General features: G+C 38.0%; 28 protein-coding genes. 20 read left to right on the forward strand and 8 right to left on the reverse strand.

The features are described 5' to 3' along the window. Positions 1 to 41: 41 nt before the first annotated feature. On the forward strand, positions 42 to 812 hold the full coding sequence (locus tag ACIQZA_RS00360) for a Cof-type HAD-IIB family hydrolase (RefSeq protein ID WP_400939003.1): 771 nt from the start codon (positions 42 to 44) through the stop codon (positions 810 to 812). Between the two features lie 214 nt (positions 813 to 1,026). Here ACIQZA_RS00360 and ACIQZA_RS00365 read toward each other — a convergent pair whose 3' ends face one another. Next, entirely contained in the window at positions 1,027 to 1,803 is a 777-nt protein-coding gene (locus tag ACIQZA_RS00365; protein ID WP_402880202.1) for a DeoR/GlpR family DNA-binding transcription regulator, read from the reverse strand. A gap of 146 nt (positions 1,804 to 1,949) precedes the next feature. Between ACIQZA_RS00365 and ACIQZA_RS00370 the strand changes: the two genes are divergently transcribed. From ACIQZA_RS00370 to phnX, 5 genes are read left to right on the forward strand one after another with little or no spacing between them, the layout of a single operon-like run. Next, positions 1,950 to 2,702 carry an ABC transporter ATP-binding protein gene (locus tag ACIQZA_RS00370; protein ID WP_400938998.1) on the forward strand — a complete coding sequence of 251 codons (753 nt, stop codon included), beginning with the start codon at positions 1,950 to 1,952 and terminating at the stop codon, positions 2,700 to 2,702. Continuing rightward, positions 2,695 to 4,359, forward strand: coding sequence for an ABC transporter permease subunit (locus ACIQZA_RS00375; RefSeq protein WP_402880200.1), 1,665 nt, complete (start codon positions 2,695 to 2,697; stop codon positions 4,357 to 4,359). The genes ACIQZA_RS00370 and ACIQZA_RS00375 overlap by 8 nt, the downstream gene beginning before the upstream one ends. Further along, the gene (locus ACIQZA_RS00380) at positions 4,322 to 5,305 is read left to right on the forward strand and encodes an extracellular solute-binding protein (RefSeq protein ID WP_402880198.1); all 984 of its coding nucleotides are present in this window, start codon (positions 4,322 to 4,324) and stop codon (positions 5,303 to 5,305) included. The genes ACIQZA_RS00375 and ACIQZA_RS00380 overlap by 38 nt, the downstream gene beginning before the upstream one ends. A 15-nt stretch (positions 5,306 to 5,320) precedes the next feature. Beyond that, on the forward strand, positions 5,321 to 6,421 hold the full coding sequence (locus ACIQZA_RS00385) for a 2-aminoethylphosphonate--pyruvate transaminase (RefSeq protein ID WP_400938991.1): 1,101 nt from the start codon (positions 5,321 to 5,323) through the stop codon (positions 6,419 to 6,421). After that, a complete protein-coding gene (gene phnX, locus ACIQZA_RS00390; protein ID WP_402880196.1) occupies positions 6,411 to 7,217 on the forward strand; it encodes a phosphonoacetaldehyde hydrolase in 807 nt (268 codons plus the stop codon). Before ACIQZA_RS00385 ends, phnX begins: the two co-directional genes overlap by 11 nt. Before the next feature lie 102 nt (positions 7,218 to 7,319). Here phnX and def read toward each other — a convergent pair whose 3' ends face one another. After that, on the reverse strand, positions 7,320 to 7,877 hold the full coding sequence (def, locus tag ACIQZA_RS00395) for a peptide deformylase (protein WP_400938986.1): 558 nt from the start codon (positions 7,875 to 7,877) through the stop codon (positions 7,320 to 7,322). Between the two features lie 392 nt (positions 7,878 to 8,269). On the opposite strand from def, the gene pdhA reads away from it, so the two are divergent. The 7 genes from pdhA to ACIQZA_RS00430 all read left to right on the forward strand — a co-directional run bounded on the left by pdhA (position 8,270) and on the right by ACIQZA_RS00430 (position 15,812). After that, on the forward strand, positions 8,270 to 9,385 hold the full coding sequence (gene pdhA, locus ACIQZA_RS00400; protein WP_142507608.1) for a pyruvate dehydrogenase (acetyl-transferring) E1 component subunit alpha: 1,116 nt from the start codon (positions 8,270 to 8,272) through the stop codon (positions 9,383 to 9,385). Between the two features lie 3 nt (positions 9,386 to 9,388). Further along, complete coding sequence (locus ACIQZA_RS00405) at positions 9,389 to 10,366, forward strand: alpha-ketoacid dehydrogenase subunit beta (RefSeq protein WP_079559704.1); 978 nt, start codon at positions 9,389 to 9,391, stop codon at positions 10,364 to 10,366. Positions 10,367 to 10,408: 42 nt separating this feature from the next. Further along, positions 10,409 to 11,749, forward strand: a complete 1,341-nt coding sequence (locus ACIQZA_RS00410; RefSeq protein WP_400938982.1) for a dihydrolipoamide acetyltransferase family protein — start codon at positions 10,409 to 10,411, stop codon at positions 11,747 to 11,749. 5 nt (positions 11,750 to 11,754) lie between these two features. Then, complete coding sequence (gene lpdA, locus ACIQZA_RS00415; protein WP_370077012.1) at positions 11,755 to 13,170, forward strand: dihydrolipoyl dehydrogenase; 1,416 nt, start codon at positions 11,755 to 11,757, stop codon at positions 13,168 to 13,170. Between the two features lie 248 nt (positions 13,171 to 13,418). Next, positions 13,419 to 14,201 carry an SDR family NAD(P)-dependent oxidoreductase gene (locus tag ACIQZA_RS00420; RefSeq protein ID WP_400938979.1) on the forward strand — a complete coding sequence of 261 codons (783 nt, stop codon included), beginning with the start codon at positions 13,419 to 13,421 and terminating at the stop codon, positions 14,199 to 14,201. A gap of 497 nt (positions 14,202 to 14,698) precedes the next feature. Then, a complete protein-coding gene (locus ACIQZA_RS00425) occupies positions 14,699 to 15,142 on the forward strand; it encodes a CidA/LrgA family protein (protein WP_400938976.1) in 444 nt (147 codons plus the stop codon). Further along, positions 15,135 to 15,812 (forward strand): LrgB family protein, encoded by a 678-nt coding sequence (locus ACIQZA_RS00430; RefSeq protein WP_400938974.1) that lies wholly within the window; start codon positions 15,135 to 15,137, stop codon positions 15,810 to 15,812. Before ACIQZA_RS00425 ends, ACIQZA_RS00430 begins: the two co-directional genes overlap by 8 nt. A 39-nt stretch (positions 15,813 to 15,851) precedes the next feature. Here the strand turns inward: ACIQZA_RS00430 and ACIQZA_RS00435 are convergent, their stop codons facing one another. Beyond that, a complete protein-coding gene (locus tag ACIQZA_RS00435) occupies positions 15,852 to 16,448 on the reverse strand; it encodes a class I SAM-dependent methyltransferase (RefSeq protein WP_400938972.1) in 597 nt (198 codons plus the stop codon). Positions 16,449 to 16,689: 241 nt separating this feature from the next. Here ACIQZA_RS00435 and ACIQZA_RS00440 point away from each other — a divergent pair, with 241 nt between their 5' ends. Further along, positions 16,690 to 17,037 (forward strand): helix-turn-helix transcriptional regulator, encoded by a 348-nt coding sequence (locus ACIQZA_RS00440; protein ID WP_400938970.1) that lies wholly within the window; start codon positions 16,690 to 16,692, stop codon positions 17,035 to 17,037. Between the two features lie 41 nt (positions 17,038 to 17,078). On the opposite strand, the gene ACIQZA_RS00445 is transcribed toward ACIQZA_RS00440, so the two are convergent. Further along, positions 17,079 to 18,548 (reverse strand): aminotransferase class I/II-fold pyridoxal phosphate-dependent enzyme, encoded by a 1,470-nt coding sequence (locus ACIQZA_RS00445; protein WP_400934077.1) that lies wholly within the window; start codon positions 18,546 to 18,548, stop codon positions 17,079 to 17,081. Positions 18,549 to 18,704: 156 nt separating this feature from the next. On the opposite strand from ACIQZA_RS00445, the gene ACIQZA_RS00450 reads away from it, so the two are divergent. Next, entirely contained in the window at positions 18,705 to 19,661 is a 957-nt protein-coding gene (locus tag ACIQZA_RS00450) for an NAD(P)H-dependent flavin oxidoreductase (protein ID WP_402880192.1), read from the forward strand. Between the two features lie 559 nt (positions 19,662 to 20,220). Further along, complete coding sequence (locus ACIQZA_RS00460; protein ID WP_142507598.1) at positions 20,221 to 20,508, forward strand: UPF0223 family protein; 288 nt, start codon at positions 20,221 to 20,223, stop codon at positions 20,506 to 20,508. A gap of 502 nt (positions 20,509 to 21,010) precedes the next feature. Here ACIQZA_RS00460 and ACIQZA_RS00465 read toward each other — a convergent pair. Then, positions 21,011 to 21,241 (reverse strand): hypothetical protein, encoded by a 231-nt coding sequence (locus ACIQZA_RS00465; protein ID WP_400934083.1) that lies wholly within the window; start codon positions 21,239 to 21,241, stop codon positions 21,011 to 21,013. A 107-nt stretch (positions 21,242 to 21,348) separates the two neighbouring features. Further along, on the reverse strand, positions 21,349 to 21,975 hold the full coding sequence (locus ACIQZA_RS00470; protein ID WP_402880188.1) for a YktB family protein: 627 nt from the start codon (positions 21,973 to 21,975) through the stop codon (positions 21,349 to 21,351). Positions 21,976 to 22,098: 123 nt separating this feature from the next. Here ACIQZA_RS00470 and ACIQZA_RS00475 point away from each other — a divergent pair, with 123 nt between their 5' ends. Continuing rightward, on the forward strand, positions 22,099 to 22,296 hold the full coding sequence (locus ACIQZA_RS00475; protein ID WP_132357656.1) for a hypothetical protein: 198 nt from the start codon (positions 22,099 to 22,101) through the stop codon (positions 22,294 to 22,296). A 281-nt stretch (positions 22,297 to 22,577) separates the two neighbouring features. After that, positions 22,578 to 23,372, forward strand: a complete 795-nt coding sequence (locus tag ACIQZA_RS00480) for an inositol monophosphatase family protein (protein WP_400934088.1) — start codon at positions 22,578 to 22,580, stop codon at positions 23,370 to 23,372. 44 nt (positions 23,373 to 23,416) lie between these two features. On the opposite strand, the gene ACIQZA_RS00485 is transcribed toward ACIQZA_RS00480, so the two are convergent. Beyond that, positions 23,417 to 23,602 (reverse strand): DUF5325 family protein, encoded by a 186-nt coding sequence (locus tag ACIQZA_RS00485; RefSeq protein ID WP_142507595.1) that lies wholly within the window; start codon positions 23,600 to 23,602, stop codon positions 23,417 to 23,419. Positions 23,603 to 23,740: 138 nt separating this feature from the next. On the opposite strand from ACIQZA_RS00485, the gene typA reads away from it, so the two are divergent. Both typA and ACIQZA_RS00495 read left to right on the forward strand, forming a co-directional pair. Continuing rightward, positions 23,741 to 25,585 carry a translational GTPase TypA gene (typA, locus tag ACIQZA_RS00490; protein WP_142507594.1) on the forward strand — a complete coding sequence of 615 codons (1,845 nt, stop codon included), beginning with the start codon at positions 23,741 to 23,743 and terminating at the stop codon, positions 25,583 to 25,585. A gap of 30 nt (positions 25,586 to 25,615) precedes the next feature. Continuing rightward, complete coding sequence (locus ACIQZA_RS00495; RefSeq protein ID WP_142507593.1) at positions 25,616 to 26,014, forward strand: YlaH-like family protein; 399 nt, start codon at positions 25,616 to 25,618, stop codon at positions 26,012 to 26,014. 91 nt (positions 26,015 to 26,105) lie between these two features. On the opposite strand, the gene ACIQZA_RS00500 is transcribed toward ACIQZA_RS00495, so the two are convergent. After that, positions 26,106 to 26,514: hypothetical protein (locus ACIQZA_RS00500; protein ID WP_403009825.1), on the reverse strand; the 409-nt coding region annotated here is incomplete at its 5' end.

Consider the following 26,514-nt stretch of genomic DNA (forward strand, 5'->3'; position numbering starts at 1 on the left):
ATTAACCTTGCAGAATAATACATAATGAAGGGGACTATAAGATGAAGAAAATATTATTTTTTGATGTAGATGGTACACTTTATAATAGTGAGAAAATATTACCGGCTTCTGCGAAAGAGGCACTTCTTGAAGCTCGTCGTAATGGATATGAGATAGCGATTGCAACTGGACGTGCACCTTTCATGATTCAATCCTTACTAGAAGAGCTAGATATTAATACGTATGTGACATTTAACGGACAATATGTTGTTTATCGTGGTGAGGTTATCTATGCAAATGGTGTTGGAAAAGATGAACTAGCCAAAATCATTGCCTTTGGTGAAGCGCGAAATGAACCTGTAGTATTTTTAGACGACAAGCGTATGATTGCATCTGTAGGAAATAACGATATGATAGTAGAAAGTCTAAATACATTGAAATACGAGTATCCAACTATAGACTCAACTTATTATATGCAGAACGATGTCTATCAAACACTTATTTTTATGGAAGAAAAAGATGAACATTTATATCGTAAGGCATTTCCAAACGTGCAGTTTGTACGCTGGCATCACTATTCTTGTGATATTTTACCGAAGGGAGGCTCGAAGGCTGCTGGTATTGAAAAGGTCCTTGAGAAGATAGGGCTGACGTTAAATGATGCGATTGCTTTTGGGGATGGACTCAACGATATTGAAATGTTGCAAGCTGTTGGGACTGGCGTGGCGATGGGGAATGGACATGAGAGAGTGAAGGCTGTTGCTACTCATGTTGCAGAGCATGTGGACGAGGATGGTCTTGCTAAAATCATGCGCCAATTAAATATTATCTAACTTATTTCAGCGGGGTCCAAACATCCGCTGAAATAAGTAAAGCCTCCGGCGCGTTAATAAAGGATTTTAGGTTAATTGACCTACATCCTATTGTCGCTGCCGCTCTGCTTTCGCGCAAAAGACATCTGTAGGCATAAGTGATTGAAAAAAGAAACTAAAGAAGCAACTAGTTGTTAATCAATTCTTACAACTAGTTGCTTTTGTATTTAGTAAATTATTCAGTGTCTTTAATGTTTGTTTTTACTATTTTTAGTTGTACACCTTTATCCGTGAAATGATTGATCGTGTCTTCTGGTAGAGCGTAATCAGTAATAATCATATCTACCTCATTTACTGGACAAACTTGAATGGCGACATCTTTGTTAAATTTTGAAGAGTCTGCTGCTACAAAGACAGTTTGAGAAATATTTATAATTTGTTTCCGGGTAATAGCCTCTTCTAAATTGAAATCGGAAATTCCTTTTTCAATCGATACGCCACTAGCACAAATAAAAGCTTTATTAATATTAAGGTGATCGAAGCGGAAGAGGAAATCATTAGACGTTACAGATTTTTCGGAATGTCGAATTTTACCACCGAGGATAATCACTTCGATATTGGAGCCAATTAAATCAAAGGCTACTGGAAGTGAGTTTGTAATGACAGTTAATTTTTCTTTCTCTAATAAAAATGGTGTCATTTGGTATGTGGTTGTTCCGCTATCTATAAAAATACATTCCCCGTCTTGTACTAAAGAAGCACATGCTTTTGCAATAGCGATTTTTTCTGGTAGCTGTTCATGAAGTCTGTGATCAATCAATCCCTCAACAGGTTCAATATATTTTACACCGCCATAAAACTTCTCGATTTTCTTTTCTTGAACAAGTTGTTGAATATCACGACGGATTGTTTCCATGGATACGTTGAACTCATTTGTTAGTGTTACTAATTTTACTACCTTATGTTTCCGTACAAATTGCAAAATAAGCTGTTGCCTTTCTATTGTATACATTTCATCACCTCTCCTTATTATTTACTCAAAACACTCATAACTTTGTCAACACTTAGTCATAATTTACTCAACATTTACACAAATCCGTAATTTCCTTTACAAATTGCCCCTAAACTAAAACTAAGAACTAAAGAGAGGTGAAGGATTTGTTAGAACTAAAAAATATCTCGAAAAACTATAAAAATAAAAAAGTTATAGAGAATATAAATTTAAGCATTCAATCTGGTGAAATAGTTTCTTTACTAGGACCGAGTGGCTGTGGAAAAACAACTTTACTCAATATTATTTTAGGTCTTACAAAACAAACGAATGGACAGCTTTTTTTCAATGGACAAGATATATCGAAACAATCAATGCGAGATCGAGGGTTTAATATTGTTTTTCAGGACTTTGCATTGTTTCCACATTTAAATGCGTATGACAACATCGTGTATGGTTTAAAAAATAAAAAAGAAGGAATGTCAAAAGCGGAGGTTCAGGAATATATAGACTTTTTAGAACTGACTCCACATTTACATAAAAAGATTCATGAATTGTCAGGTGGACAAAAACAGCGTGTCTCTATAGCTAGAACACTTGTGATGCAACCTAAAATTTTATTGTTGGATGAACCGTTAAGTGCGCTTGATGGAGTAATAAAAGAATCGATTAAGGAACGTATTCAATCCATTGCTCGCCAATTTAATTTAACGACAATCATTGTAACTCATGATCCAGAGGAGGCTCTCACACTATCGGATAAAGTGTTAATTATTAATGAAGGAACTGTTTCGCAATTTGGAACGCCGCAAGAAATAGTAAATACACCGGAAAACCAATTTGTTGAAGATTTTATATTAAGGCAGCTTCATATAAAACGTCATAACATTTATCAGCTATTTGGAGAATCTTATGCTTAAAACAAATAAAATGATGAAATTGATTTTTCTGCCGATTCTTTTCTTTTTTGTATTCTTTTTAATTGTTCCGTTACTTTATATGTTTTGGCAGTCTTTAAAAAAGGGGAAGGCCATCACTATTCAAAACTATGTGGAAACATTGCAAAATGTAGAGATTCATGATGCGTTTTTAAATAGTTTTCAAGTCTCTTTAGTAGCGGCTTTGATTACGACAATTTTAGCTTTTTTATTGGCCTATGCTGTGCATTTTACAACGATGCACCGCTCTACGAAAAAGCTTGTCCAAGTTGGTATTACGTTGCCGATGCTTTTACCGACCATTACATATGGTTTTGTACTAATTTATACCTTTGGCAATCAAGGGATTATTACGAAGATATTTGGTCAGCCCTTGTTTACGGTATATGGATTTAACGGTTTGTTAATTGGTTATGTACTTTATACATTACCTGTTGCCTTTATATTAATGCAAAATTCTATGCAATACATTGATAAACGTTTTCTGCTAGTTTCCATGCTGATGCATGATCGTCCATTACGAAGATTTTATCATACAGTATTGCGACCGATGCTAGGGGCGATTGGTGGGGCATTTATATTATCGTTTGTTTTAAGCTTTACAGATTTCGGGATCCCCGCGTCAGTTGGTGGAGGCTACAAAGTTATTGCAACTGAGCTATATCAAGCAATGCTTGGCTCCATTGTACATTTCGAGAGGGGTGCAGTGATTTCGATTTTAATGTTAGTACCTGCTGTACTTGGAGTTGTTATGTTAACTATTTTAGAACGATTTAATTTTCAATATAAGCAAGTTTCTAAAAGTGACCTCGTTGTTCATCGGTTACGTGATTTGCTATTTACTGTTTTCTCATTTGTCTGTGTAGGTTCAGTGTTAATCATGTTTTCAACAATATTTATAGTACCTTTTACCAAGGGCTATCCATATGATTTCGACTTTACTTTAGAGCATGTGAAAAACGTTTTAGCTGAACAAGGCTTGAAGCAAGTCTATATGAATTTACTAATTGTTGCTGTTTTGACAGCTGTTTTAGGTGTAGGTGTAGCATTTGTAGCCGCTCTATTAAATGTACGAACGCCACTTAAAGGGAAGAAAAGCTTAGATTTTGCTTCGATGATTACGAATACTGTGCCAGGCATGGTACTTGGTCTTTCTTATTTGTTTTTCTTTAACCGAAGTACCTTAAAAGGGACTTTCCTTATCATTATTGCGTGTAATATTGTTCACTTCTTTACAACACCATATTTAATGGCGAAAAATTCATTGCAAAAAATGGATCCGACATGGGAAGTAACGGCGGAACTATTAAAAGATTCGTGGTTAAAAACGGTTATTCGCGTTATATTGCCGAATATCAGGCCTACGATTTATCAAATGTTTAGCTATTATTTTTTAAACGCTATGGTGACTGTTAGTGGGGTGATTTTCCTTGTCAGTACGAAAACGATGCTTGTATCGACACGTATAAAAGAACTTCAACATTTTGCGAAGTATACAGATATTTTTGTCCTATCGATTTTTATTTTATGCACAAACCTCATTGTGAAATTAGGTTGTGATTATATAGCAACACCTAAAGAAAAAACAAAGGAGCATAAAGATGAAAAAATCAACGGTAATGATGTTAGGTACAGTTAGCTCTGCAATCGTTTTAGCTGCTTGTGGAGGAGCGGAAGCGGGTTCGAAAGATCAAGTCATTATTTATTCAAATGCGGATGATGAAGCCATTCAAGTAATGGAAGCAACATTAGATAAAAAGGGTTACGAAGGTAAATATTTAATCCAATCATTCGGAACTTCTGAACTGGGTGGGAAAATAATGGCGGAGGGGAAAGACATTGAGGCGGATGTCGTTACAACGGCTTCTTATTTTATTGAAAGTGCGCAAAAATCTCAGTCAATGTTTGTAGATTTATCTTCTGATTTAAAGCCTCTAGATGGTGGCTCTACATTTGCGTTACCGATTTTAGGGAATATCGGCTCGATTTTTATCAATACGGATTTGTTAAAACAAAAAGATTTGCCAGTTCCAACATCTATAAAGGATTTAACAAACCCTGCCTATAAAGATTTATTGTCATTTCCTAATATTCTTGACTCTTCAACAGGTTGGTTGTTAGTACAAGCAATTATTAATGAGTATGGAGAAAAAGAAGGTAAACAAATATTAGCTGATTTAATCAAAAATGCTGGACCACATATTGAAAGTTCAGGTTCTGGACCAATTAAAAAAGTAAAAACGGGCGAGGTAGCTGTAGGGTTTGGTCTACGTATTCAGGCTATCGATGCTAAAAAAGAAGGGTTGCCGATTGATTACATCGATCCAAAGGAAGGTAACTTTACATTAACAGAATCAGTGGCTGTGGTAGATAAAGAGGGGGATGAAGCGTTAGCGCGCGAAATAGCCAAAGTAATAGCAACGGAGGCCCGCCCCGATTTATTGAAGCAATATCCAGTAGCTCTTTATGAAGGTGAACAAGTAAATGAAGAGTTTGTTCCTAAATATTTAAAGAAATGGGACACAACATTATCGGTAGATTTATTAGAAAAACATCAAGCGTTCTTTAAAGAAGCACAACGATAAGGAGCTATTAATTTTATGAACAACTATAAATTATTAACACCAGGACCATTAACGACAACAAAAACAGTAAAACAAGTGATGTTAAAGGATCGTTGCACTTGGGACGATGATTATAAAAATGTCACGCAAACAATACGTAAGCAGCTTTTAGAGTTAGCGCAAGTGAAAGAAACAAATTATACAACTGTTCTTATGCAGGGAAGTGGTAGTTTTGTTGTAGAATCTGTGTTAACAACGGCAATTGGTGAGGGAGATAAAGTCCTTATTATCACAAATGGTGCTTACGGTGAACGCATTGTAGAAATGGCCAAAGTGCTTAAGCTACAGCATTCGGTCTATAGTGTTCCTTATAATGAACAACCGTCTCCATTCGAAGTTAAAGTGCTGTTGGAAAATGATTCAACAATAACACATGTTGCAGTTGTACATTGTGAAACGACAACTGGGATTTTAAATCCTATTGCTGAAATAGGAAGCGTCGTGAAAAAGTTGAACAAAACGTTTATCGTTGATGCAATGAGTAGCTTTGGTGGCGTACCGATGGATGTATCGGCATTAGGGATTGATTATTTAATTAGCAGTGCCAATAAATGTATCCAGGGGGTGCCGGGGTTCGGGTTTGTTATTGCAAGAATAGAGGAGTTAGAAAAGTGCAAAGGGCAAGCGAGAAGCGTTGCGTTAGATTTATATAATCAGTGGGAAGTGATGAAACTAGATGGAAAATGGCGTTTTACATCACCTACACATGTAGTGGCAGCTTTTGCGAAGGCATTAGAGGAGCTCGCAGAAGAAGGTGGAATACATGCTCGCTACGCACGATATGCGAATAATAATCATATACTTCGCTCTCGTTTAACAGCACTTGGGTTTAATGCCTATATTTCAGAGGAGCTACAATCACCTATTATTACAACGTTTTTATTCCCTTATGAAGGGTTTTCCTTCGAGCATTTCTATGGTGCGATGAAAAAATCAGGTTTTGTTATTTATCCAGGGAAATTAACAGATGTGGATACATTCCGAATTGGCAATATTGGGGATATTCATGAAGATGATATGACTACATTATGTAAGGTTATCGAAAATTATATGGCGGTGATGAGTAATGAAGGTTAAAGGTGTTATTTTTGATTGGGCAGGTACAACCGTTGATTTTGGTTGCTTTGCTCCTGTGAATGTTTTCTTGACGGTTTTTGAAGATGCGAGAATCAAGGTAACGCTAGAGGAAGCGCGTAAACCAATGGGAATGCTGAAAATCGATCATATTCGTACAATGCTCAAAATGCCTAGAATTCGTGAGGTATGGAACCGAAAATATGGCCGAGATTTTACGGAACAGGATGTCCTAGCTTTATATAGGCAGTTTGAATCAAAGCTAATGGAATCGTTAGCTACTTACACAGATCCGATTCAGCATGTGAAAGAAACGGTGCATCGATTAAGGGAAGAGGGTATTCGTGTTGGCTCTACGACGGGATATACAGACGCTATGATGGGGGTAGTGACTCAATATGCAGCGGCAAAAGGATATGCACCTGATTTTTTAGTAACGCCTACTCAAGTAGAAGATAAAGGACGTCCGTACCCATATATGATTTTTAAAAATATGGAGGCATTAGGTATTGAGGCGACGAAGCAAGTTGTGAAGGTTGGAGATACAACTTCAGATATTCGAGAGGCTTTAAATGCAGGGGTCTGGGCTGTTGGTGTTATTGTTGGAAGCTCTGAGATGGGGTTATCTGAAGAAGAGTTTATGGCTTTATCTGAAGAAGAGCAGCAAGTAACTATTGAAAAAACAGCACGAGTATTTAAAGAAACAGGTGCGCATTATACGATTCAAACAATGGAAGAGCTGCCTGTACTGCTGGAAAAAATAAATGAACGTTTAGAACAAGGGATAGAAATATCATAAAAATAAAGTTGAAAATGATGGGTAGAAGATCGAAACGAGCTTGTAAAAAAGTAGACCCCGCAGTTTATAGTAACTGCAGGGGTTTGCTTTCGTTCTGTGCTCCTAATCGCGCTCGTATGGTGTAGAATCTGGAATTTCCGCAAATGGATTTTTTTCATTGATGCGATCGTAAAACATAATGCCGTTCAGGTGGTCTAATTCGTGTTGGAAGGCTATAGCAGGTAAGCCTTTAAGTCGCATTTTCTTCTCTTCGCCGTCAATTGTTTTAAATTTAACTGTAACACGAGCATGACGTGGTACATAGCCTGGGACATTGCGGTCTACAGAAAGGCAGCCCTCACCCGCTGCAAGGTATGAGTTTTCTACAGAGTGGCTAACGATTTTTGGGTTGATCGCTACAAAACTTAATTGTTCGCCATTGTCATCAGGCAAATGAAGGGCAAACATTCGATGTAGACTATTTACTTGATTGGCAGCTAATCCAATACCGCCGCGTAAATTATATTTATCTGCCATTTCAGGATCTTGGCTGTATATTAAATATTGAAGCATGTCTTCTGCAAGCTGTCTTACTTCATCAGTTAAAGGGAATTTGACCTCCTCGGCTTTTGTGCGTAAAGTCGGATGACCTTCGCGAATAATATCATCCATTAAAATCATATATAAATCTTCCTTTCAACTTTGTGGTGCTTACTTATAAGTATACACCACGTCTTAAAACAATCACATGAAAAAAGACCTTATTTGAATATACTTAAAAATTTTTCTAAAGCTATTAGATTGTCTAGAACTGGGCATTCTACTATTGGTAATCATGTAGGGGAACTGAATAATTGTGTACTTTCGACAAGGTGTTATAATACAGTTTTTCTTTATTGGTGGTACAGTGTGGGACAGGTTTATTTATTTGTTATGTTAGAAAAAATCTTTGTTTACACGCGAATTATATGATTGACCGACAGTATTTTATTCAGTATACTGAGTGCAAAGAATAAGTTGTACTAGTTGAAATGGTGATTTATTTTAATACAGCTGAAAGGGAGATGTGACAAATGGGCAAGAAAAACAATAATATTTTTGACGCTAAACAAACGCTAACTGAAATAGAAGATAAATTTGAAATGTTTCAAATTTTGAATGAAGAAGGCGAAATTATAAATGACGAGGCAGACCCAAAGTTATCTGATGAGGAGCTAGTTGAGTTAATGACGCGTATGGTTTATACACGTATTTTAGACCAACGTTCCATTTCTCTTAACCGTCAAGGTCGATTAGGCTTCTATGCACCAACGGCTGGGCAAGAAGCTTCACAACTTGCTTCACACTTTGCATTAGAAAAAGAAGACTGGATTTTACCAGGTTACCGTGATGTACCACAAATCGTATGGCATGGTTTACCTTTAGATAAAGCGTTTTTATTCTCACGTGGTCATTTTATGGGAAATCAAGTTCCTGAAGGGGTAAACGTATTAGCACCTCAAATCATTATCGGTGCACAATATATTCAAGCTGCAGGTGTAGCACTTGGTATTCAAAAACGTGGTAAAAAGGCTGTGGCTGTCACTTATACAGGTGATGGTGGTTCATCGCAAGGGGATTTCTATGAAGGCATTAACTTTGCAGGTGCGTTTAAATCACCAGCAATCTTCATTGTACAAAATAACCAATATGCAATTTCAACACCTCGTGAATTACAAACAGCTGCGAAAACAATTGCTCAAAAAGGTGTAGCAGCAGGCTTACCAAGTATTTTAGTTGATGGAATGGATGCGCTAGCAGTTTACGTAGCAACACGTGATGCACGTGAGCGCGCAGTTAATGGCGAAGGTCCAACTTTAATTGAAACACTGTGCTATCGCTATGGTCCTCATACAATGGCGGGGGATGACCCAACGCGTTACCGTACATCGGATACAGATACTGAATGGGCGCAAAAAGACCCTCTTGTACGCTTCCGTAAATATCTAGAAGCGAAAGGTTTATGGGATGAGCAAAAAGAAGAGGCTGTTATTGAGCGTGCAAAAGAAGAAATTAAAGAGGCAATCAAGAAAGCCGATGCTGCTCCAAAACAAAAAGTAACACAGTTAATGGAAAACATGTATAAAGGCGAAATGCCATCAAATTTAAAAGAACAATATGAAATCTATAAAGAGAAGGAGTCGAAATAACCTATGGCACAAATGACAATGATTCAAGCAATTACAGATGCACTTCGCACAGAATTAAAGAACGATGAAAACGTTCTTGTATTCGGGGAAGATGTAGGTGTCAATGGTGGGGTATTCCGCGCAACTGAAGGCCTACAAAAAGAATTCGGTGTTGACCGCGTTTTCGATACTCCATTAGCAGAGTCAGGTATTGGTGGCTTAGCAGTCGGACTTTCTCTTCAAGGTTTCCGTCCAGTTCCTGAAATTCAGTTCTTTGGCTTTGTTTATGAAGTAATGGATTCAATTAGTGGTCAATTAGCACGTATGAGCTATCGTAGCGGTGGTGTCTATAATGCGCCAGTAACAATCCGCTCTCCATTTGGTGGTGGTGTACATACACCAGAAATGCACTCAGATAGCTTAGAGAGTTTAATGACAGCACAACCAGGGTTAACGGTTGTTGTACCGTCTACACCGTACGATGCGAAAGGCTTACTGATTTCATCTATTCGAAATGATAACCCAGTAATTTTCTTAGAGCATTTAAAATTATATCGTTCATTCCGTGAAGAGGTACCAGAGGAAGCATACGAAATTCCACTAGGTAAAGCGGATGTAAAACGTGAAGGTAAAGATCTAACAATTATTGCCTATGGTTTGATGGTTCACGAAAGCTTAAAAGCTGCAGAAGAACTAGAAAAAGAAGGTCACTCTGTAGAAGTTATTGATTTACGTACAATCCAACCAATTGATATTGAAACAATTATCGCGTCAGTTGAAAAAACAGGTCGTGCAATCGTTGTACAAGAGGCTCAAAAACAAGCAGGTATTGCTGCAAATGTTGTGGCTGAAATTACAGAACGCGCGATTTTAAGCTTAGAAGCACCTGTACTTCGTGTGGCTGCACCTGATACTGTGTACCCATTCCCACAAGCTGAAGGTGTTTGGTTACCAAACTATAAAGATGTAATGGAAACAGCGAAAAAAGTTTTAACATTCTAATGTAGCTTCTAAACGACGGTAATATAGAAAGGATGGGTACACATGGCATTTGAATTTAGATTACCAGACATAGGCGAGGGTATTCACGAAGGCGAAATCGTGAAATGGTTCGTTAAAGCTGGAGATACAGTAAAAGAAGATGATATTCTTTGTGAAGTACAAAATGACAAAGCGGTAGTAGAAATCCCTTCTCCGGTTGAAGGGAAAGTAGAGGAAGTTTTAGTAGGAGAAGGTACAGTAGCGGTTGTTGGTGATGTCTTAATCCGCTTTGATGCACCTGGCTATGAAGACTTAAAGCTAAAAGGTGATGACCATGCTGAAGCGAAAACAGAGGCTCAAGTTCAAGCAACAGCTGAGTCTGGTCAGAAAGTAGAGAAGGCACCTGTTAAAGATGAGCAGGCTCCAGAAAAAGCTACTGAAAAGACTGAAGCTGTAACTGTAGCTGATGACAATAAGCGTGTCATCGCAATGCCTTCAGTACGTAAATTTGCACGAGAGCATGATGTTAATATTCGTGAAGTTAAAGGTACAGGCAAAAATGGCCGTATTTTAAAACAAGATATTGAGAATTTCCTAAAAGGTGGAGGCGCTGTAGAGGTTGAAGTAGCAACAGTGGCTAATGAAGAAGCTGTTCAGCAAGAAACTACTGCACCAGCTGCACCAGTAGTCCTTGAAGGTGAATTCCCGGAAACACGTGAGAAAATGTCGGGCATTCGAAAAGCGATTGCAAAAGCGATGGTTCACTCGAAACAAACGGCTCCACATGTTACACTAATGGATGAAGTCGATGTAACAGCTCTAGTAGCACATCGCAAAAAATTCAAAGATATCGCTGCTGAAAAAGGTGTCAAATTAACGTACTTACCATACGTAGTTAAAGCGCTTATTTCAACTTTACGCGAATTCCCAGAATTTAACCGCTCATTAGATGATGCAACACAAGAGATTATTCAGAAGCATTATTATAATATTGGTATTGCAGCAGATACAGAAAAAGGCTTGTTAGTACCAGTTATTAAGCACGCAGATCGTAAATCTGTTTTTGCAGTATCAAATGAGATTAATGAATTAGCGACTAAAGCACGTGAAGGCAAACTTGCACCACATGAAATGAAGGGCGCTTCGATGTCGATTACGAATATCGGCTCTGCAGGAGGACAATGGTTTACTCCGGTAATTAATCATCCTGAAGTAGCAATTCTAGGTATTGGTCGAATATCAGAAAAACCTGTAATAAAAAATGGTGAAATTGTAGCCGCACCTGTGTTAGCATTATCATTGAGCTTTGATCATCGTATGATTGATGGAGCCACTGCGCAAAATGCTTTAAATCACTTAAAGCGTTTGTTAAGTGAACCAGAATTATTATTAATGGAGGCGTAACAAAAATGGTAGTAGGAGATTTTCCAATCGAAACAGATACTCTTGTCATTGGTTCAGGTCCTGGAGGATATGTAGCAGCAATCCGTGCAGCTCAAACTGGCCAAAAAGTAACAATCGTTGAAAAAAATGTACTTGGTGGTGTGTGCTTAAACGTAGGTTGTATCCCATCAAAAGCATTAATTTCAGTAGGTCACCGTTTTGAGCATGCTAAACATTCAGATGACATGGGTATCATCGCTTCTGACGTGAAATTAGACTTCTCAAAAGCACAAGCATTTAAAGACAGCGTTGTTAAAAAATTAACTGGCGGTGTTGAAGGCTTACTTAAAGGTAATAAAGTTGAAATTGTACAAGGTGAAGCTTATTTCGTTGACGCTCATTCAGTGCGTATCATCAATGGTGAATCTGCTCAAACTTACACATTTAACAATGTAATTATCGCAACAGGTTCTCGTCCAGTTGAAATTCCAACATTCAAATTCTCTGATCGCGTACTAAATTCTACTGGCGCACTTTCTTTACAAGAAGTACCAGGTAAATTAGTCGTTATCGGTGGAGGTTATATTGGTACAGAGTTAGGTTCAGCTTATGCTAATCTTGGCTCACAAGTAACAATTATCGAAGGCGGAAAAGATATCTTAGCTGGTTTCGAAAAACAAATGACACAAATCGTGAAAAAAGGCCTTAAAAAGAAAGGCGTTGAAATGGAAGTAAACGCATCTGCAAAAGGCGTTGAAGAAACAGAAAACGGCGTAGTAGTAACATATGAAGTTGGCGGAGAAGAGAAAAAAGTTGAAGCTGACTATGTATTAGTAACTGTAGGTCGTCGTCCAAATACAGATGAAATGGGCCTTGCTGAAATCGGTATTGAATTCGGTGAACGTGGTCTTATCAATGTTGACAAACAATGTCGTACAAATATTCCAAACATCTATGCAATTGGTGATATTGTAGCTGGTCCTCAACTTGCTCATAAAGCATCTTACGAAGGTAAAGTTGCTGCTGAAGCAATCGCTGGTGAAAAATCAATCGTTGATTATTTAGCTATTCCTGCTGTATGCTTCACAGATCCAGAAATGGCAACAGTTGGTTATAATGAAGATGAAGCGAAAGCTGAAGGCATTGAATACACTGCAGCGAAATTCCCATTCGCAGCAAATGGTCGTGCACTTGCATTAAACCAAACAGAAGGTTTCGTGAAGCTTGTTGCGCGTAAAGAAGATGGCTTATTAATCGGTGCTCAAATCGTAGGTGCTGGTGCATCAGATATGATCGCTGAAATGGGCTTAGCAATTGAAGGCGGTATGACTGCTGAAGATATCGCGTTAACAATCCATGCTCACCCAACATTAGGTGAAATTACAATGGAAGCTGCTGAAGTATTACTTGGCAACCCAATCCATATTGTAGCTAAAAAATAATAAAGTTTATGAAAACGGCTATAAAGCATTTGCTTTGTAGCCGTTTTTTTGTATATTACTTGTAATTTTGATAAAGTAATTATATCGAATGAATATTCTAAAAATATAATTCGGCTTGGATTATAGTAAATACCGAATAGATTTAGCGAATGTGTCAGATAGTCTCAGAAATTAACTGCTAGATATTCGAAAATGCTATCGATGATTGTGTAACAAGAGAAGTTGAACAAAAAACTGGAGTGATAACAATGGAACTAGGCTTAAAGGGGAAAGTAGCAGTTATTACAGGTTCAAGTAAGGGGATTGGTTATTATACAGCGATGCAGCTTGTGAAAGAGGGGGCAAAGGTTGTACTTTGTGGTCGTGGTGAAAAACAGCTTCAAGTGGCTGCTGGTTGTATTAAAAACGAAACAGGCGAGGACGTATTAATTGTACCGACTGATATTACAAAGGAAAAAGATTGTAAGTACTTAATTGAGCGAGCAGTAGAACATTTTGGTCGCCTTGATATTCTTATTAATAATGCAGGGACAGCTTCAGCTCATCCATTTGAATCGGTTAGTAGTGAGCTATGGCAAGCTGATATAGATTTAAAAGTGTTTGGTGCTGTCAATTGTTCAAAATATGCTACACCTCATTTGCGTAAGGTTGGTGGTGGTGCAATAGTTAATGTGACTGCGGTAATGGCTAAAACACCACCAGCAAACTCACTCCCTACTACTGTAAGTCGTGCGGCAGGACTTGCGTTAACAAAGGCTATGAGCAAAGACTTAGGTAAAGATAATATTCGTGTGAATTCTGTTTGTATTGGGCTTATTCGTAGTGATCAAATAGAGAAGAAGTGGAAAGAAGAAGCGCCAGAATTATCGTGGGAAAATTATTCCCGTACTGTAGGTCAAACGATTCCGCTTGGTCGGATAGGGGATACTCAAGAGGCGGCGAATGTCATTACTTTTTTAGTATCAGATGCAGCTAGTTATGTGACAGGAACTTCTGTAAACATTGATGGTGGTTCAGGACATGCATTATAGAAAAGCCTAAACTAGCAATTTTTTTGAGAAAAGGAATATTTAAGGCCCATCACCAAAAGTTATGGATGACATTTGTTAAAACGCTTACTTTGTAAATAAGTTGATTGGAGCGGAGGATGGGCGACTCCTTGGGGATTAGCAATAGAGGAACGAAGGCTAAAGCATCACATCCTGTGATAACGCCTTCGTGACCAACATCGTGTTGGCCCGAGACCCTGGAGCGAGCTATGCGAGTGAAGCGGCTCCATCGGACGCCCCCAGGAAAGCGCCCAGCCGGAGCGGAAATCAACCACACGTTATGGTGATGACCCCCATTTACTGGTGTCTAACGAATGAATGTAGAACAGTTTTAGACAACCTATTTAAGTTATATAGAAAAAGGATGGCTCAAAGTGTTTTGTAGTTATCCTTTTTTTCTATTGTTTTTCTAAAATTATAATAGACAGAAAATTCCTGCAGATGTAGAATAAACGTTATAGGGGGTGAAATGTGGCGAAATGTTGAACGAAAATTTTGCTTCGATGTCAAAGAGAGTTGTTCGTATTATTGTTCAGATTGGGATACTCAATATTTTTTATTACATGGGTGTCGGTATTGTGGCTTTACTACATGTACCTCTTCCAGGAAGTGTAATTGGATTACTATTACTAGCACTTTCACTCAATTTCAAAATACTTAAAGTAGAATACATTCAAGATGGAGCCGGTTTCTTAATTGGCGTATTAACCTTGTTTTTCATTCCAGCAACAGTAGGAGTGATTGACTACCCTGAACTTTTTTCAACAACTGGCCTCTTGATTATTCTAGCCGTTATAGCAAGTACGCTAATCTCTATTTATGTCACAGGATTACTTAGTCAAATGGTTGAGAAAAAAGAGCTGGCTAAAAAAGAAACAGAAGCCGTTGTAGAAGAAGGAGAGGGGGAATTAACGGTTGATTGAAATTATTGTTGTCGCTGGCACCGTTGTTTTATTCGTTTTATTTACAAAACTTTATCAACGTTACCCACATCCTTTAATGATTCCACTAGTGACGACAACGATCGTTAGTGCTGTTATATTATTAGTCTTTAATATTCCATATTCTACTTATATGGAGGGAGGGCAATGGCTTCAAAAAATGCTAGGTCCAGCAGTTGTAGCACTAGCTTATCCTCTATATAATCAACGTGAGATCATTATGAAATATAAGTATGCTATTTTGTCAGGTGTTTTTATCGCTATGATTACAGGCTTAGCAACAATATTTGTTATGCTGAAATGGATTGGTGTCAATAAAAGCTGGCTGCTGACAGCCTTACCTAAATCATTAACGACACCTGTAGGTATGCAGGTGAGTGAGACCATTGGCGGTATTCCACCATTAACAGCTGTACTCGTAATGCTAGCAGGGTTTGTAGGCGCTATTATTGGACCTTTAGTCATTAAATACGGCAAAATTGATTCAGCCGTTAGTAGAGGTGTTGCAGTAGGTAGTGCTTCACATGGCGTTGGGCTTGTTAAATTAAGAGAATACGGAGAACAAGAATTATCAGTAGGCTCACTATCTATGGCCTTAACGGCAATTGTAGGCGCATTTTTATGTCCGCTATTTGTTTATTTATTTTTGTGAAAAAAAGCTATATACAGATATAAACTGTATATAGTCTTTTTAATTTTTTTCAATAATAAATTGAATGGTATGAGCAAGTCCTGTGTGGAGTATACCTTCATTTCGCATTTGTTCACCTGTGAAAAAATGGATAATCTTATAAGGTTGACACCATTTTAGAACATCTAAAGGGTCATATAAAAAATCAAGTTGTCTTGGGCCACCAGACGCGTAAGGTAGTTGATAAATTGAATAAAGTTCCATCATAATACGACCACCAGATTTTACTGAGTTTACAATCCGCTTAAACACTTCTTGTTGCTGCCCGGCTTGGAAATGTCCAAACACCATAATAGCAGCATCAAACTTTTCTACTGGTAGTTCATCTTGCAGTAAGTCAGTAAGCTTTGTGTGAACCGAAACATTATGTTTTTCTGCGAGTTGTTTTGTTTTTTCAAGACCGCTTTCCGCATAATCAAAGGCAGTTACTGTATGCCCCTGTAAAGCTAAAAATACAGCATTTCGACCTTCACCTTCGGCATATGCAGCCACATTTTGATAATCTTTTAAATAGTGTACATAGTCTTCTATAAATGCATTTGGCTTCTCACCATAAACATATTCGATCGTTTTGAAACGTTGATCCCATGTGTTCATCTCATCACTCCTTTAACTTCTTTCGGCGGGTGTCCAAACATCCGTACCTGTCACTACGCTTTCGGCACAAAAGACATCTGCTGAAATATAATTGTAAGTGAAATATGCTCTAGAATCGAATTTTTTGCTTAGTTCATGAAAGCAACTATGCGTTGCGAATTAGCAAATAACAACTTCTAGAATAAAGTGTAATAATCCATTATTATTTGATCAAAATCCGATAAGTTGGAGGTGAAGTTCAATGAATTTAGAAAACCGTTTAAAGGAATTAAGAGAACAACATAAGTATACTCAAGATGATGTCGCAAATTTTTTAAATATTTCAAGACAATCCGTTTCGAAATGGGAGTTAGGAAAGGGCTATCCTGATATTGATAATTTAAGAAGGTTAAGTGATTTATATAAAATTTCTTTAGATCAGCTTATTACAGGGGAAGAAAAATATCATAAACTAGAAGCCTCAGCCCCAGTTTCAGCTCCTGATACAAATAAGTCCGATCACAAAACTGTTGGTGATTTTTTGTGGAGGTATTGGTGGCTTGTTTTCCCTATATTTGGTATGGTCTCTTCTTGGTTTTATTATCATTAATAATCGACAAAAAGCTACCCCTTTCTGAGGTAGCTTTACTATTAAATAATAGGTTTGCGTTCTTTAATGACGCGAATTGTTTTTAATGTAGTATCTTCTGGTCCTTGTACTGGTAAACCAGCTTCAATATTCATTTGAATATAACGAATATTTTCTTGAGTAATTATTTCCCCGGGAATAAAAATCGGAATACCTGGGGGATATACCATAACGAATTCGGCGCAAATACAATTATCCGCTTCTGCAAGTGGAACAACTTCAGTATCTGCATAAAATGCATCACGTGGTGACATAGCAAGTGCAGGGATTTCTGGAACATTGACCATTGTTTCAGTAATTGCAGCTTCTGAATCGAATGCTTTTGACATACGACTAAGGGCATTGATAAGAAGATTGATGTCCTTTTTCGTATCACCTAATGTCACTAAACATAAAATATTGTATAGATCTGATAATTCTACTTCAATATTTGCATTGTGACGAAGCCATTCTTCAGCTTGATGACCAGAGATACCTAAATCTTTAACGCTTATTAATAGCTTTAAAGGATCCATATCATAAGTTGCTGATGAATTTAATTTTTCTTTACCAGCACATTTTAAATGTGGAATTTGGTTAATACGTTTACGTGCATCTTTGGCCAAGCGAAGTGCATCCCCAATTAAATCATAACCATGGATCGCTAGCTGACGTCGTGCTGTGTCAAGGGAAGCGAGTAATGGATAGGATGTCGATGTTGTTGTTAGCATCGACAGTATAGCTTGTACACGTTTTGCAGAAACAAGTCCTTCACGAACATTTAAAATAGACGTTTGAGTCATAGAACCACCAAGCTTATGTACGCTGGTTGCGGCCATATCAGCTCCAGCTTCCATTGCAGAGTATGGAAGATCATCATGAAATTTAATGTGTACACCATGTGCTTCATCGACAACTACCGGAATATTGCGACTATGGACTATTTCGACAATCCGCTTTAAGTCTGCCGAGAAGCCGAAGTACGTTGGATTAATAACAAGAACTGCCTTTGTATCTGGATAAGCATTTAATGCTTTTTCAACAGCTTCAGGCGATATTCCATGAGAAATACCATACTCACTATCTACTTCGGGATGAATAAAAATCGGGATTGCTCCAGCGAAAACAATCGCCGACATAATGGATTTATGAACATTCCGCGGTACTAGAATTTTATCACCTGGACCGACAACGGTCAGAATCATCGCCATGATGGCGCCACTAGTACCTTGAACGGAAAAGAATGTATGATCAGCACCAAAGGCTTGGGCAGCAAGTGCTTGCGCTTCTTTAATGGCGCCCTTCGGTGAATGTAAATCGTCTAGTGGAGCAATATTAATTAAATCAATTGATAAAACGTTGTCGCCGACGAATTCTCGGAACGCAGGGTCCATACCTTGCCCTTTCTTATGGCCTGGAATATGGAACTGAATTGGGTGTCTGTTCCGATGTTTGAGTAATACGTCGAACAATGGAGTCTCTAATTGTGACAACGCAAGTACCACCTCACTTTATAATATGTAAGAAAACAAATGAATTATAGCACCTAATTGCAAGAAAAAATAGACTTTACAGAAAAAAATAAAATAAAAAGGATATTTTGATAATTTCGAGAAAAGAAAATAGTATTGTAGGAAAGGGGAGATATTATGAATTGGAATTCACGTGTGACGGAGCTTTTAAATATTAAATACCCAATTATTCAAGGGGGATTAGCCTATTTAGCATATGCTGATTTAGCAGCGGCGGTATCAAATGCTGGGGGGTTAGGGCAAATAACAGCTATGAGTTTAAGAGATCCTGACTTATTGCGCGCAGAGATCCATAAAGTAAGAACATTAACGGATAAACCGTTTGGTGTAAATTTTGCAATTGGTATGTATGGCACTGGTTATGAGGATATGGTGCGTGTTGCAGTGGAAGAAAAAGTACCAGTTGTTACAATGACTGGAGGAAATCCTGCTCCTATTTTTGATATTTTGAAAGGAACGGAAATTAAAAAATTAGTACTAGTTGCTGCACGTAGACAAGCTCAAAAGGCGGAAGAACTAGGCGCAGATGCTGTTATGGTTGTTGGGCAAGAGGGTGGAGGTCACCTTGGTCGCGATGATATTGGAACAATGGTACTTGTGCCACAGGTTGTAGATAGTGTGAAAATACCTGTTATTGCCTCGGGCGGAATTGGTGATGGCCGTGGCTGGATGGCAGCTCATGCACTAGGAGCAGAGGGAATTGAAATGGGTACGCGTTTTATAGCGACAAAAGAATGTGTTGATGCTTCTGAGGCTTATAAAGAAGCCTTAATTGCAAGTACGGAGGCAGATACGACTGTTATAAAACGCTCTATAGGTGCACCAGCAAGAGCGTTGAGCAGTGAATTTACGCAAAAGATTTTAGAAATTGAGCGCACTACACCTACGTATGAGGCATTAAAAGATTATATTAGCGGGAAAGCAAATAAACGTTTTATTTATGATGGTGAAAAAGATGAAGGGATTGGCTGGGCTGGACAAGTTACAGGAATGATTCATGATATTCCAACAGTCGAGGAGCTGATCACACGAATGCTTGCAGAAGCAGAAAGTATTCGGGTAAAATGGGCTTAACGTCATCCGAGCCAATCATTTATTTCAATGTTCTAATGAGATTGTGAAAACCATGGAATATTTAAATGTAAAAGGTATGATGAAAAATATACATCTGGCGAAGGCGGTAGCCGGGCAAAAGCTATATGAATTCAATACAAAAGTCAAAAATACGGAATTGAATTTGTTGAAGCCGACAGATGGTTTCCATATCAAAACTTGTTGTAGTTGTAGACAAATCAAAACCGATTTGAAACTGAAAGGCAGATTATATATCTGCTCTTGTGGATTAAAGTTGGATAGAGATTTGAACGTAAGCTTTAACTTAGCAAATTACTTAATCTAAGGAATTCAACTGAACTAAACCTTAGATGTGTACGCAACGATACTGCGGAATTTATGCCTTTGGAGAGTCATACTAAATGGCAGTAGCTTTATGCGAAACCAGACTCGAAGAATAAGGAAGACACAAATACGGAAGTCGGAAGAAATAAGTTGTGTCACAGTAGAGATGTCTACATTTTTTAGAAATGTAGATGTTTTTCGTATCGGATCAGTAATATAAAGGTGGTTATGTCTAATGGAATACTCTTATCCGTTTTCAACTGATTGGTCAACTGAGGAAATTGTAGATGTTGTCCGATTTTTTGAAGGAATTGAACAAGCTTATGAAAAAGGCATTAAGCGTGAAGTAATGATGGTGAAATATCGTCGTTTTAAAGAAATTGTTCCTTCACAGGCCGAGGAAAAATCAATTTTCCGTGAGTTTGAAGAAGCAAGTGGCTATGTCAGTTACCCTGTTGTGAAACAAGCGAAAGAAGGAACTGATGGTACGATTATTAAAGTTGCCCCGAAGCAACGTCGATAAAAAATGAGGCTAGGACAAAACTGGTCAAAACCTTAAAAAGCGCGAGAAATCAATTTTAGCAACGTTGATTTCTCGCGCTTTTCTAATGAGAAATTTTTAACATTTTACTTTAAAAATATACTTATGCCCCAACCGCTGCATAGTGTTAAAAAACAACATGATCAAGCTTTCGTGAAGCGGTTGATTGGAGTGGGATCAGCATGAATGTGGACGCGAGAAATACTCACGTCCACTTTACACTATGTCTGTGTTAAAAATTAGCTCATTTCATATACTACATAAACAAAATAAAAAAATTCCTATTTTTTTGAAAAGTAGAGAAAAAAAGGTTCATCGCCAAAAGTGTAGATCACTTTTGTTAAAAGGTCTACTATGTAAATAGTTGATTGGAGTGGAGACTGGGCGACTCCTCGGGGATCAGCGCTAGAGGAACGAAGGCTAAAAGCCACATCCTGTGATAACGCCTTCGTGACCAACATCCTGTTGCTGCCGCTACGTTACACTAAGCTTTCGCACAAAAAACATCCTGTTGCCCCAAGCGGCTCATCGGACGCCCCCAGGAAGTTTTGCTCTGTAGCGAAAGTGAAGCGTCAGCAACAAATGTTTTCTGTAGCGAAAGCGAAGCGGCAGCAACAAAGCGCCCGGTCGGAACGGAAATCAACCACACGTTTTGGTGATGATCCAAAAAAAATAATTTCCCCATACCCTCATCCACAAAATAATCTTCAAACAAATTTTCATTTGCTAGGAATAATAACGAAAATTTTCCACAATATATAAATATCGTTGAAAACTGTTTTAGTTATTATGTACAAAGCTTAAAGCACAATCCGTCAAACTTTATTTTCCAACAATGATGTTATAAATAGGGAGTAAACGGCTAAAGGTTTCTTCCGTTAATTGATGAAGTTGGCTAGCTGACAGCTTGACAGCTTGATCTTTTGGAATATGACGACCTACTAAAAATTCTCCTTTTTTAACATCACGTAAACGGATAAGTAATTCGTCTAGCTTGTCTTCCTTTGCATCTTGCAAGGAGATTGCTGCTGAAGACATGTGATCTCCAGAGACAATGAAATCATCAGGAAGCTGCTGTAGCATTGCTTTGTTGGCAATTAAACGTTCTGCCATCACATTTTTTTGTGGAGCTTCATAAATAATAGCTAAGACGATGAATAAATGTGTGCTCCAAAGTCCAATCTGAAAGTGAGGTAATGATTTATAACCTCTTTTGTACGGAGCGAATGCAACCCAGCTATCATTTGGGGGATTTACTGTTCTACGCGCATGCTTCGCAACATGAGGATAAAATTCTTCCCCAAGATGACTTGAAAAGAAGGAAGAAAAATCCTCTCCAAGCAATTGGAATTTTGGTCGTACACATTCATTTAAAGCATCCATTCTCTGTTCTAGCCCGTCTATTTGAAAAACATTGAAGTCTTTGTTAGTCCACTTTATTTTCGGCATTTTTATGAACTCCTTTCGATTTATAAGGTTTATTTTATAAGGAAAATGGGAAAAAATCTTATAACAAGCATTTTATCGAATGTGATAAGTTTTTGTGAAAAATAAAAAAAGGAAGTGATTTTTATGAAACCAATCGTAAAAATTATACGTAAAGTCGACATTGAAAAGCAATATGAACACATTTTGCAATTAGAATTAGATTATGAATTAGCCTCGCTATTCTCGGCAATGAATGAAAAAAATGAATTTGAAATTGAAAAAAGTAAAAAGCGTCTGGTTGAAATTCAGCTGGAACTTGAAAGCTTGCACGCCTATGCGTAATGAAAATTATATACCGATTTGAAAAATCACTTGCTGAATATTCCGACAGCAGGTGATTTTTATTGCTATAAAGGGTAAAATAGACAATATATCATAATGCAAAGTTATATTTTTAGGGAAGAATTATCAACAAAAAAGTATTTTAACTTCTTTCAGTGGGTGTCCAAACATCTGTACCTGTCGCTACGCTTTCGGTACAAAAGACATCCGCTGAAATAGAGGAACTAGTGATGTAGGCTAAAAGCATAGGGCCTTTTCTTATAATCGAAGGGTGGGTTTTTATGGATTTACAACAAATTGATCAATTTGCGAAAAGTATTATATATGAAGCGGGTAGCCGTATTCGAGAGGCCTTTTCGTACAATCTAGTTATCGAGACAAAATCAAGCGCAAACGACCTTGTCACAAATATTGACCGTGAAACAGAATTATTCTTTATCGAAAAAATACGAGGTTTCAATCCAACCCATAAAATTTTAGGGGAAGAGGGAATGGGAGAGAAAGTAGAGTCGTTAGAAGGTGTTGTATGGATTATTGATCCAATCGATGGCACGATGAATTTTGTGAAACAACATCGTCATTTTATGATTTCTATCGGTATTTTTGTTAATGGGATAGGCAAGCTTGGTTACATATTTGATGTCATGCGTGAAGATTTATTTTATGCTATTGCAGGTGAAGGGGCATGGTACAATGACTCACCATTACGTAAATTGCAGTCAGTCAAAATAGAAGAATCGGTCATTGGTATAAATGCTCACTGGGTAGCACCAAATCGACATATTCACAATGAAAAAGTAATTGAAATGGTTAGGAAAGTACGTGGTACGAGGTCATATGGTTCAGCTGCAATGGAAATAGCGTTTGTTGTCAGTGGTAAATTAGATGCTTATGTGTCTATGCGACTATCGCCGTGGGATATTGCTGGAGGTACGATTATCGCTAAGGAAGTTGGTGCTATTACCACTAATTTACATGGAGAAGGCTTTGATTTCTTGCATCAGGATACGTTTATTATTGCCAATCCTTCTATACACAAAGAGTTATTAGAAAAATATATTGTGCCTTATGAATAATAAAAGGAGCCATGTCTATTGTTTAGACAGGCTCCTCTGTGCTATTAAAGTAGTCCTTGCTCACGCAGTTTACGTTTCATTTTAAAGGCTGTCATGAAGATGACACAAGTAGCCACAATGCCTGCTATTATACCTAACCAACTACTAGCTGCCACTGAATATCCGATAGAACACATTGCTAAAACAGCCGCTAATGCGTAAACGGCCATTACGAATTTTGCACGATTCATAGCCGAGCCTCCTATATAAAAAATTTATAATGCAAATATATTTTTTAGAATGAGGAAAATTCTAATAAGGACATTTCTACCCTTCTTGTGCTATAATATCACAGTTAAACATTCGAAAAAAGAATATGGAGTGGAATAATGACAAACTTACGTCAAGATCTTCGCAATATCGCAATTATCGCACACGTTGACCATGGTAAAACTACTTTAGTCGACCAATTATTAAAACAATCGGGTACATTCCGTTCAAACGAACGTGTTGAAGAACGTGCAATGGACTCTAACGATATTGAACGCGAACGTGGTATTACGATTTTAGCTAAAAATACAGCAGTAAACTATGAAGGAACTCGTATCAACATCCTTGATACGCCTGGACACGCTGACTTCGGTGGTGAGGTAGAACGTATTTTAAAAATGGTAGATGGCGTTGTACTAGTTGTCGATGCGTATGAGGGTTGTATGCCACAAACACGTTTTGTGTTGAAAAAAGCATTAGAACAACGTTTAACACCAATCGTTGTTGTTAATAAAGTAGACAAAGATTCAGCTCGTCCACTAGAAGTAGTAGATGAAGTACTTGAATTATTCATTGAACTAGGTGCAGATGAAGATCAATTAGACTTCCCTGTTGTCTATGCTTCAGGTGTAAATGGTACAGCTTCTTTAGACGCTGATCCATCTAAGCAAGAAGCGGATATGAAATGTCTATTTGAGAAAATTATCGAAGCTATTCCAGCACCAATTGATAACTCAGAAGAGCCATTACAATTCCAAGTAGCTTTACTTGACTATAACGACTTCGTTGGACGTATCGGTATTGGTCGTGTATTCCGCGGAACAATTTCTGTAGGTCAACAAGTATCTCTTATGAAGTTAGACGGAACAGTGAAAAACTTCCGTGTAACGAAAATCTTTGGTTTCTTCGGCTTAAAACGTGAAGAAGTTGAGACAGCAAAAGCTGGTGACTTAATCGCCGTTTCAGGTATGGAAGACATCAACGTTGGTGAAACAGTTTGCCCTGTTGAGCACCCAGACGCGCTAACGCCATTACGTATTGATGAGCCAACTTTACAAATGACTTTCTTAGTAAACAATTCTCCATTCGCAGGTCGTGAAGGGAAATGGGTTACTTCTCGTAAAGTAGAAGAGCGTTTACGTGCTCAATTACAAACAGACGTATCTTTACGTGTTGAAGATACTGATTCTCCAGATGCTTGGACAGTTTCAGGTCGTGGGGAGCTTCACTTATCTATCCTTATCGAAAACATGCGTCGTGAAGGCTTCGAATTACAAGTGTCAAAACCACAAGTAATCGTGCGTGAGATCGACGGCGTGAAATGTGAACCTTTCGAACGCGTTCAAATCGATGTGCCTGAAGAAAATGTTGGTTCAATTATTGAATCAATTGGTACACGTAAAGGTGAAATGCTTGATATGGTGAACAACGGCAGTGGTCAAGTTCGTTTAACGTTCTTAGTACCAGCTCGTGGATTAATCGGTTATACAACTGAATTCATGTCGATGACAAAAGGTTTCGGTATTATCAACCATACGTTCGATTGCTATCAACCATTAATACCAGGAAAAATTGGTGGCCGTCACCAAGGTGTACTAGTTTCAATGGAAACTGGTAAATCAACTACTTATGGTATGATGCAAATTGAAGACCGTGGTACACTGTTCTTGGAGCCAGGTACAGATATTTACGAAGGTATGATCGTTGGAGAAAATACTCGTGACGCTGATATCACTGTAAACATCACAAAAATGAAACAAAAAACAAACATCCGTTCAGCAAACAAAGACCAAACGAATGTTATTAAAAAGCCACGTATTTTATCACTAGAAGAAGCGCTTGAATACTTAGGTGATGACGAGTACTTAGAAATCACACCAGAATCTATTCGCCTTCGTAAACAAATTCTAGATAAAAACGAACGTGAGAAAGCAGCGAAAAAATTAAAAAACGCTGATAAATAATTTTTTGCTGCCACGAAAGGAAGATGAGTCTTGGATATTAAGTCCGCTTTATTAGGTGAACTAAATGTTATTCAAGTTGCTGCACAAACAAACGTAGAGGAAACAGCTGAAGCCTATAAAAAAATGGCAGGGATAACGCGTTTTTTATATCAAAACTTACCGAACTATGATATGGCAGGCTATGTTCTGTTTGCTCTAGTGTTTTTGCTCTCTGCACTTGTTTATAAACTAGGCTTTGCAAAGAAATTAAAACTATCACAAAATATAGTTATTTATATTTTCCTGTTTTTAGGGTGTATTATATTAACATTTTTTGCATTATATCTTCCGATGGTAGAAGGGCTCATTGTAGCAGCGTTAATCTTGATCATCTATAAAACACGTTTATGGCGTGAAAAAAGAGAAGAGCAACAAGCTACTAATCAGTGAAATAACTTTACCTTAATAGAAACAGCCTTAGCTTTGAATAGCTAAGGCTGTTTTCTTTTGGTTCATCACCAAAAGTTGTGGGTGACTTTTGTTAAATCGTATACTGTGCAAATAGTTGATTGTAGGGGAGACTGGGCGACTCCTCGGGGATCAGCGATAGAGGAACGAAGGCTAAAAGCATCACATCCTGTGATAACGCCTTCATGACCAACATCGTGTTGGCCCGAGACCCAGCAGCGCAGCGGATGTTTTCTGTGTGAAAGCGTAGCGTTAACGTAGCGGCAGCAAATGTTTTGACTGTGCGAAAGCGTAGCGACAGCAACACCAAAAGCGGCTCATCGGAAGCCCCCAGGAAGCTCTGCTCTGCGCGAAAGCGAAGCGTCAGCGGCAAATGTTTTCTGTAGCGAAAGCGAAGCGTCAGCGGCAAATGTTTTCTGTAGCGAAAGCGAAGCGTCAGCGGCAAATGTTTTCTGTAGCGAAAGCGAAGCGTCAGCGGCAAA

Source organism: Lysinibacillus sp. NPDC096382 (assembly GCF_044762845.1).
Taxonomy (GTDB): Bacteria; Bacillota; Bacilli; order Bacillales_A; family Planococcaceae; genus Lysinibacillus.

Coding starts and splice junctions, on each gene's coding strand:
- ACIQZA_RS00360 (WP_400939003.1), top strand. CDS start 42: ATGAAGAAAATATTATTTTTTGATGTAGATGGTACACTTTATAATAGT.
- ACIQZA_RS00365 (WP_402880202.1), bottom strand. CDS start 1,803: ATGTATACAATAGAAAGGCAACAGCTTATTTTGCAATTTGTACGGAAA.
- ACIQZA_RS00375 (WP_402880200.1), top strand. CDS start 2,695: ATGCTTAAAACAAATAAAATGATGAAATTGATTTTTCTGCCGATTCTT.
- ACIQZA_RS00380 (WP_402880198.1), top strand. CDS start 4,322: ATGAAAAAATCAACGGTAATGATGTTAGGTACAGTTAGCTCTGCAATC.
- ACIQZA_RS00385 (WP_400938991.1), top strand. CDS start 5,321: ATGAACAACTATAAATTATTAACACCAGGACCATTAACGACAACAAAA.
- phnX (WP_402880196.1), top strand. CDS start 6,411: ATGAAGGTTAAAGGTGTTATTTTTGATTGGGCAGGTACAACCGTTGAT.
- def (WP_400938986.1), bottom strand. CDS start 7,877: ATGATTTTAATGGATGATATTATTCGCGAAGGTCATCCGACTTTACGC.
- pdhA (WP_142507608.1), top strand. CDS start 8,270: ATGGGCAAGAAAAACAATAATATTTTTGACGCTAAACAAACGCTAACT.
- ACIQZA_RS00405 (WP_079559704.1), top strand. CDS start 9,389: ATGGCACAAATGACAATGATTCAAGCAATTACAGATGCACTTCGCACA.
- ACIQZA_RS00410 (WP_400938982.1), top strand. CDS start 10,409: ATGGCATTTGAATTTAGATTACCAGACATAGGCGAGGGTATTCACGAA.
- lpdA (WP_370077012.1), top strand. CDS start 11,755: ATGGTAGTAGGAGATTTTCCAATCGAAACAGATACTCTTGTCATTGGT.
- ACIQZA_RS00420 (WP_400938979.1), top strand. CDS start 13,419: ATGGAACTAGGCTTAAAGGGGAAAGTAGCAGTTATTACAGGTTCAAGT.
- ACIQZA_RS00425 (WP_400938976.1), top strand. CDS start 14,699: ATGTTGAACGAAAATTTTGCTTCGATGTCAAAGAGAGTTGTTCGTATT.
- ACIQZA_RS00435 (WP_400938972.1), bottom strand. CDS start 16,448: ATGAACACATGGGATCAACGTTTCAAAACGATCGAATATGTTTATGGT.
- ACIQZA_RS00440 (WP_400938970.1), top strand. CDS start 16,690: ATGAATTTAGAAAACCGTTTAAAGGAATTAAGAGAACAACATAAGTAT.
- ACIQZA_RS00450 (WP_402880192.1), top strand. CDS start 18,705: ATGAATTGGAATTCACGTGTGACGGAGCTTTTAAATATTAAATACCCA.
- ACIQZA_RS00460 (WP_142507598.1), top strand. CDS start 20,221: ATGGAATACTCTTATCCGTTTTCAACTGATTGGTCAACTGAGGAAATT.
- ACIQZA_RS00470 (WP_402880188.1), bottom strand. CDS start 21,975: ATGCCGAAAATAAAGTGGACTAACAAAGACTTCAATGTTTTTCAAATA.
- ACIQZA_RS00475 (WP_132357656.1), top strand. CDS start 22,099: ATGAAACCAATCGTAAAAATTATACGTAAAGTCGACATTGAAAAGCAA.
- ACIQZA_RS00480 (WP_400934088.1), top strand. CDS start 22,578: ATGGATTTACAACAAATTGATCAATTTGCGAAAAGTATTATATATGAA.
- ACIQZA_RS00485 (WP_142507595.1), bottom strand. CDS start 23,602: ATGAATCGTGCAAAATTCGTAATGGCCGTTTACGCATTAGCGGCTGTT.
- typA (WP_142507594.1), top strand. CDS start 23,741: ATGACAAACTTACGTCAAGATCTTCGCAATATCGCAATTATCGCACAC.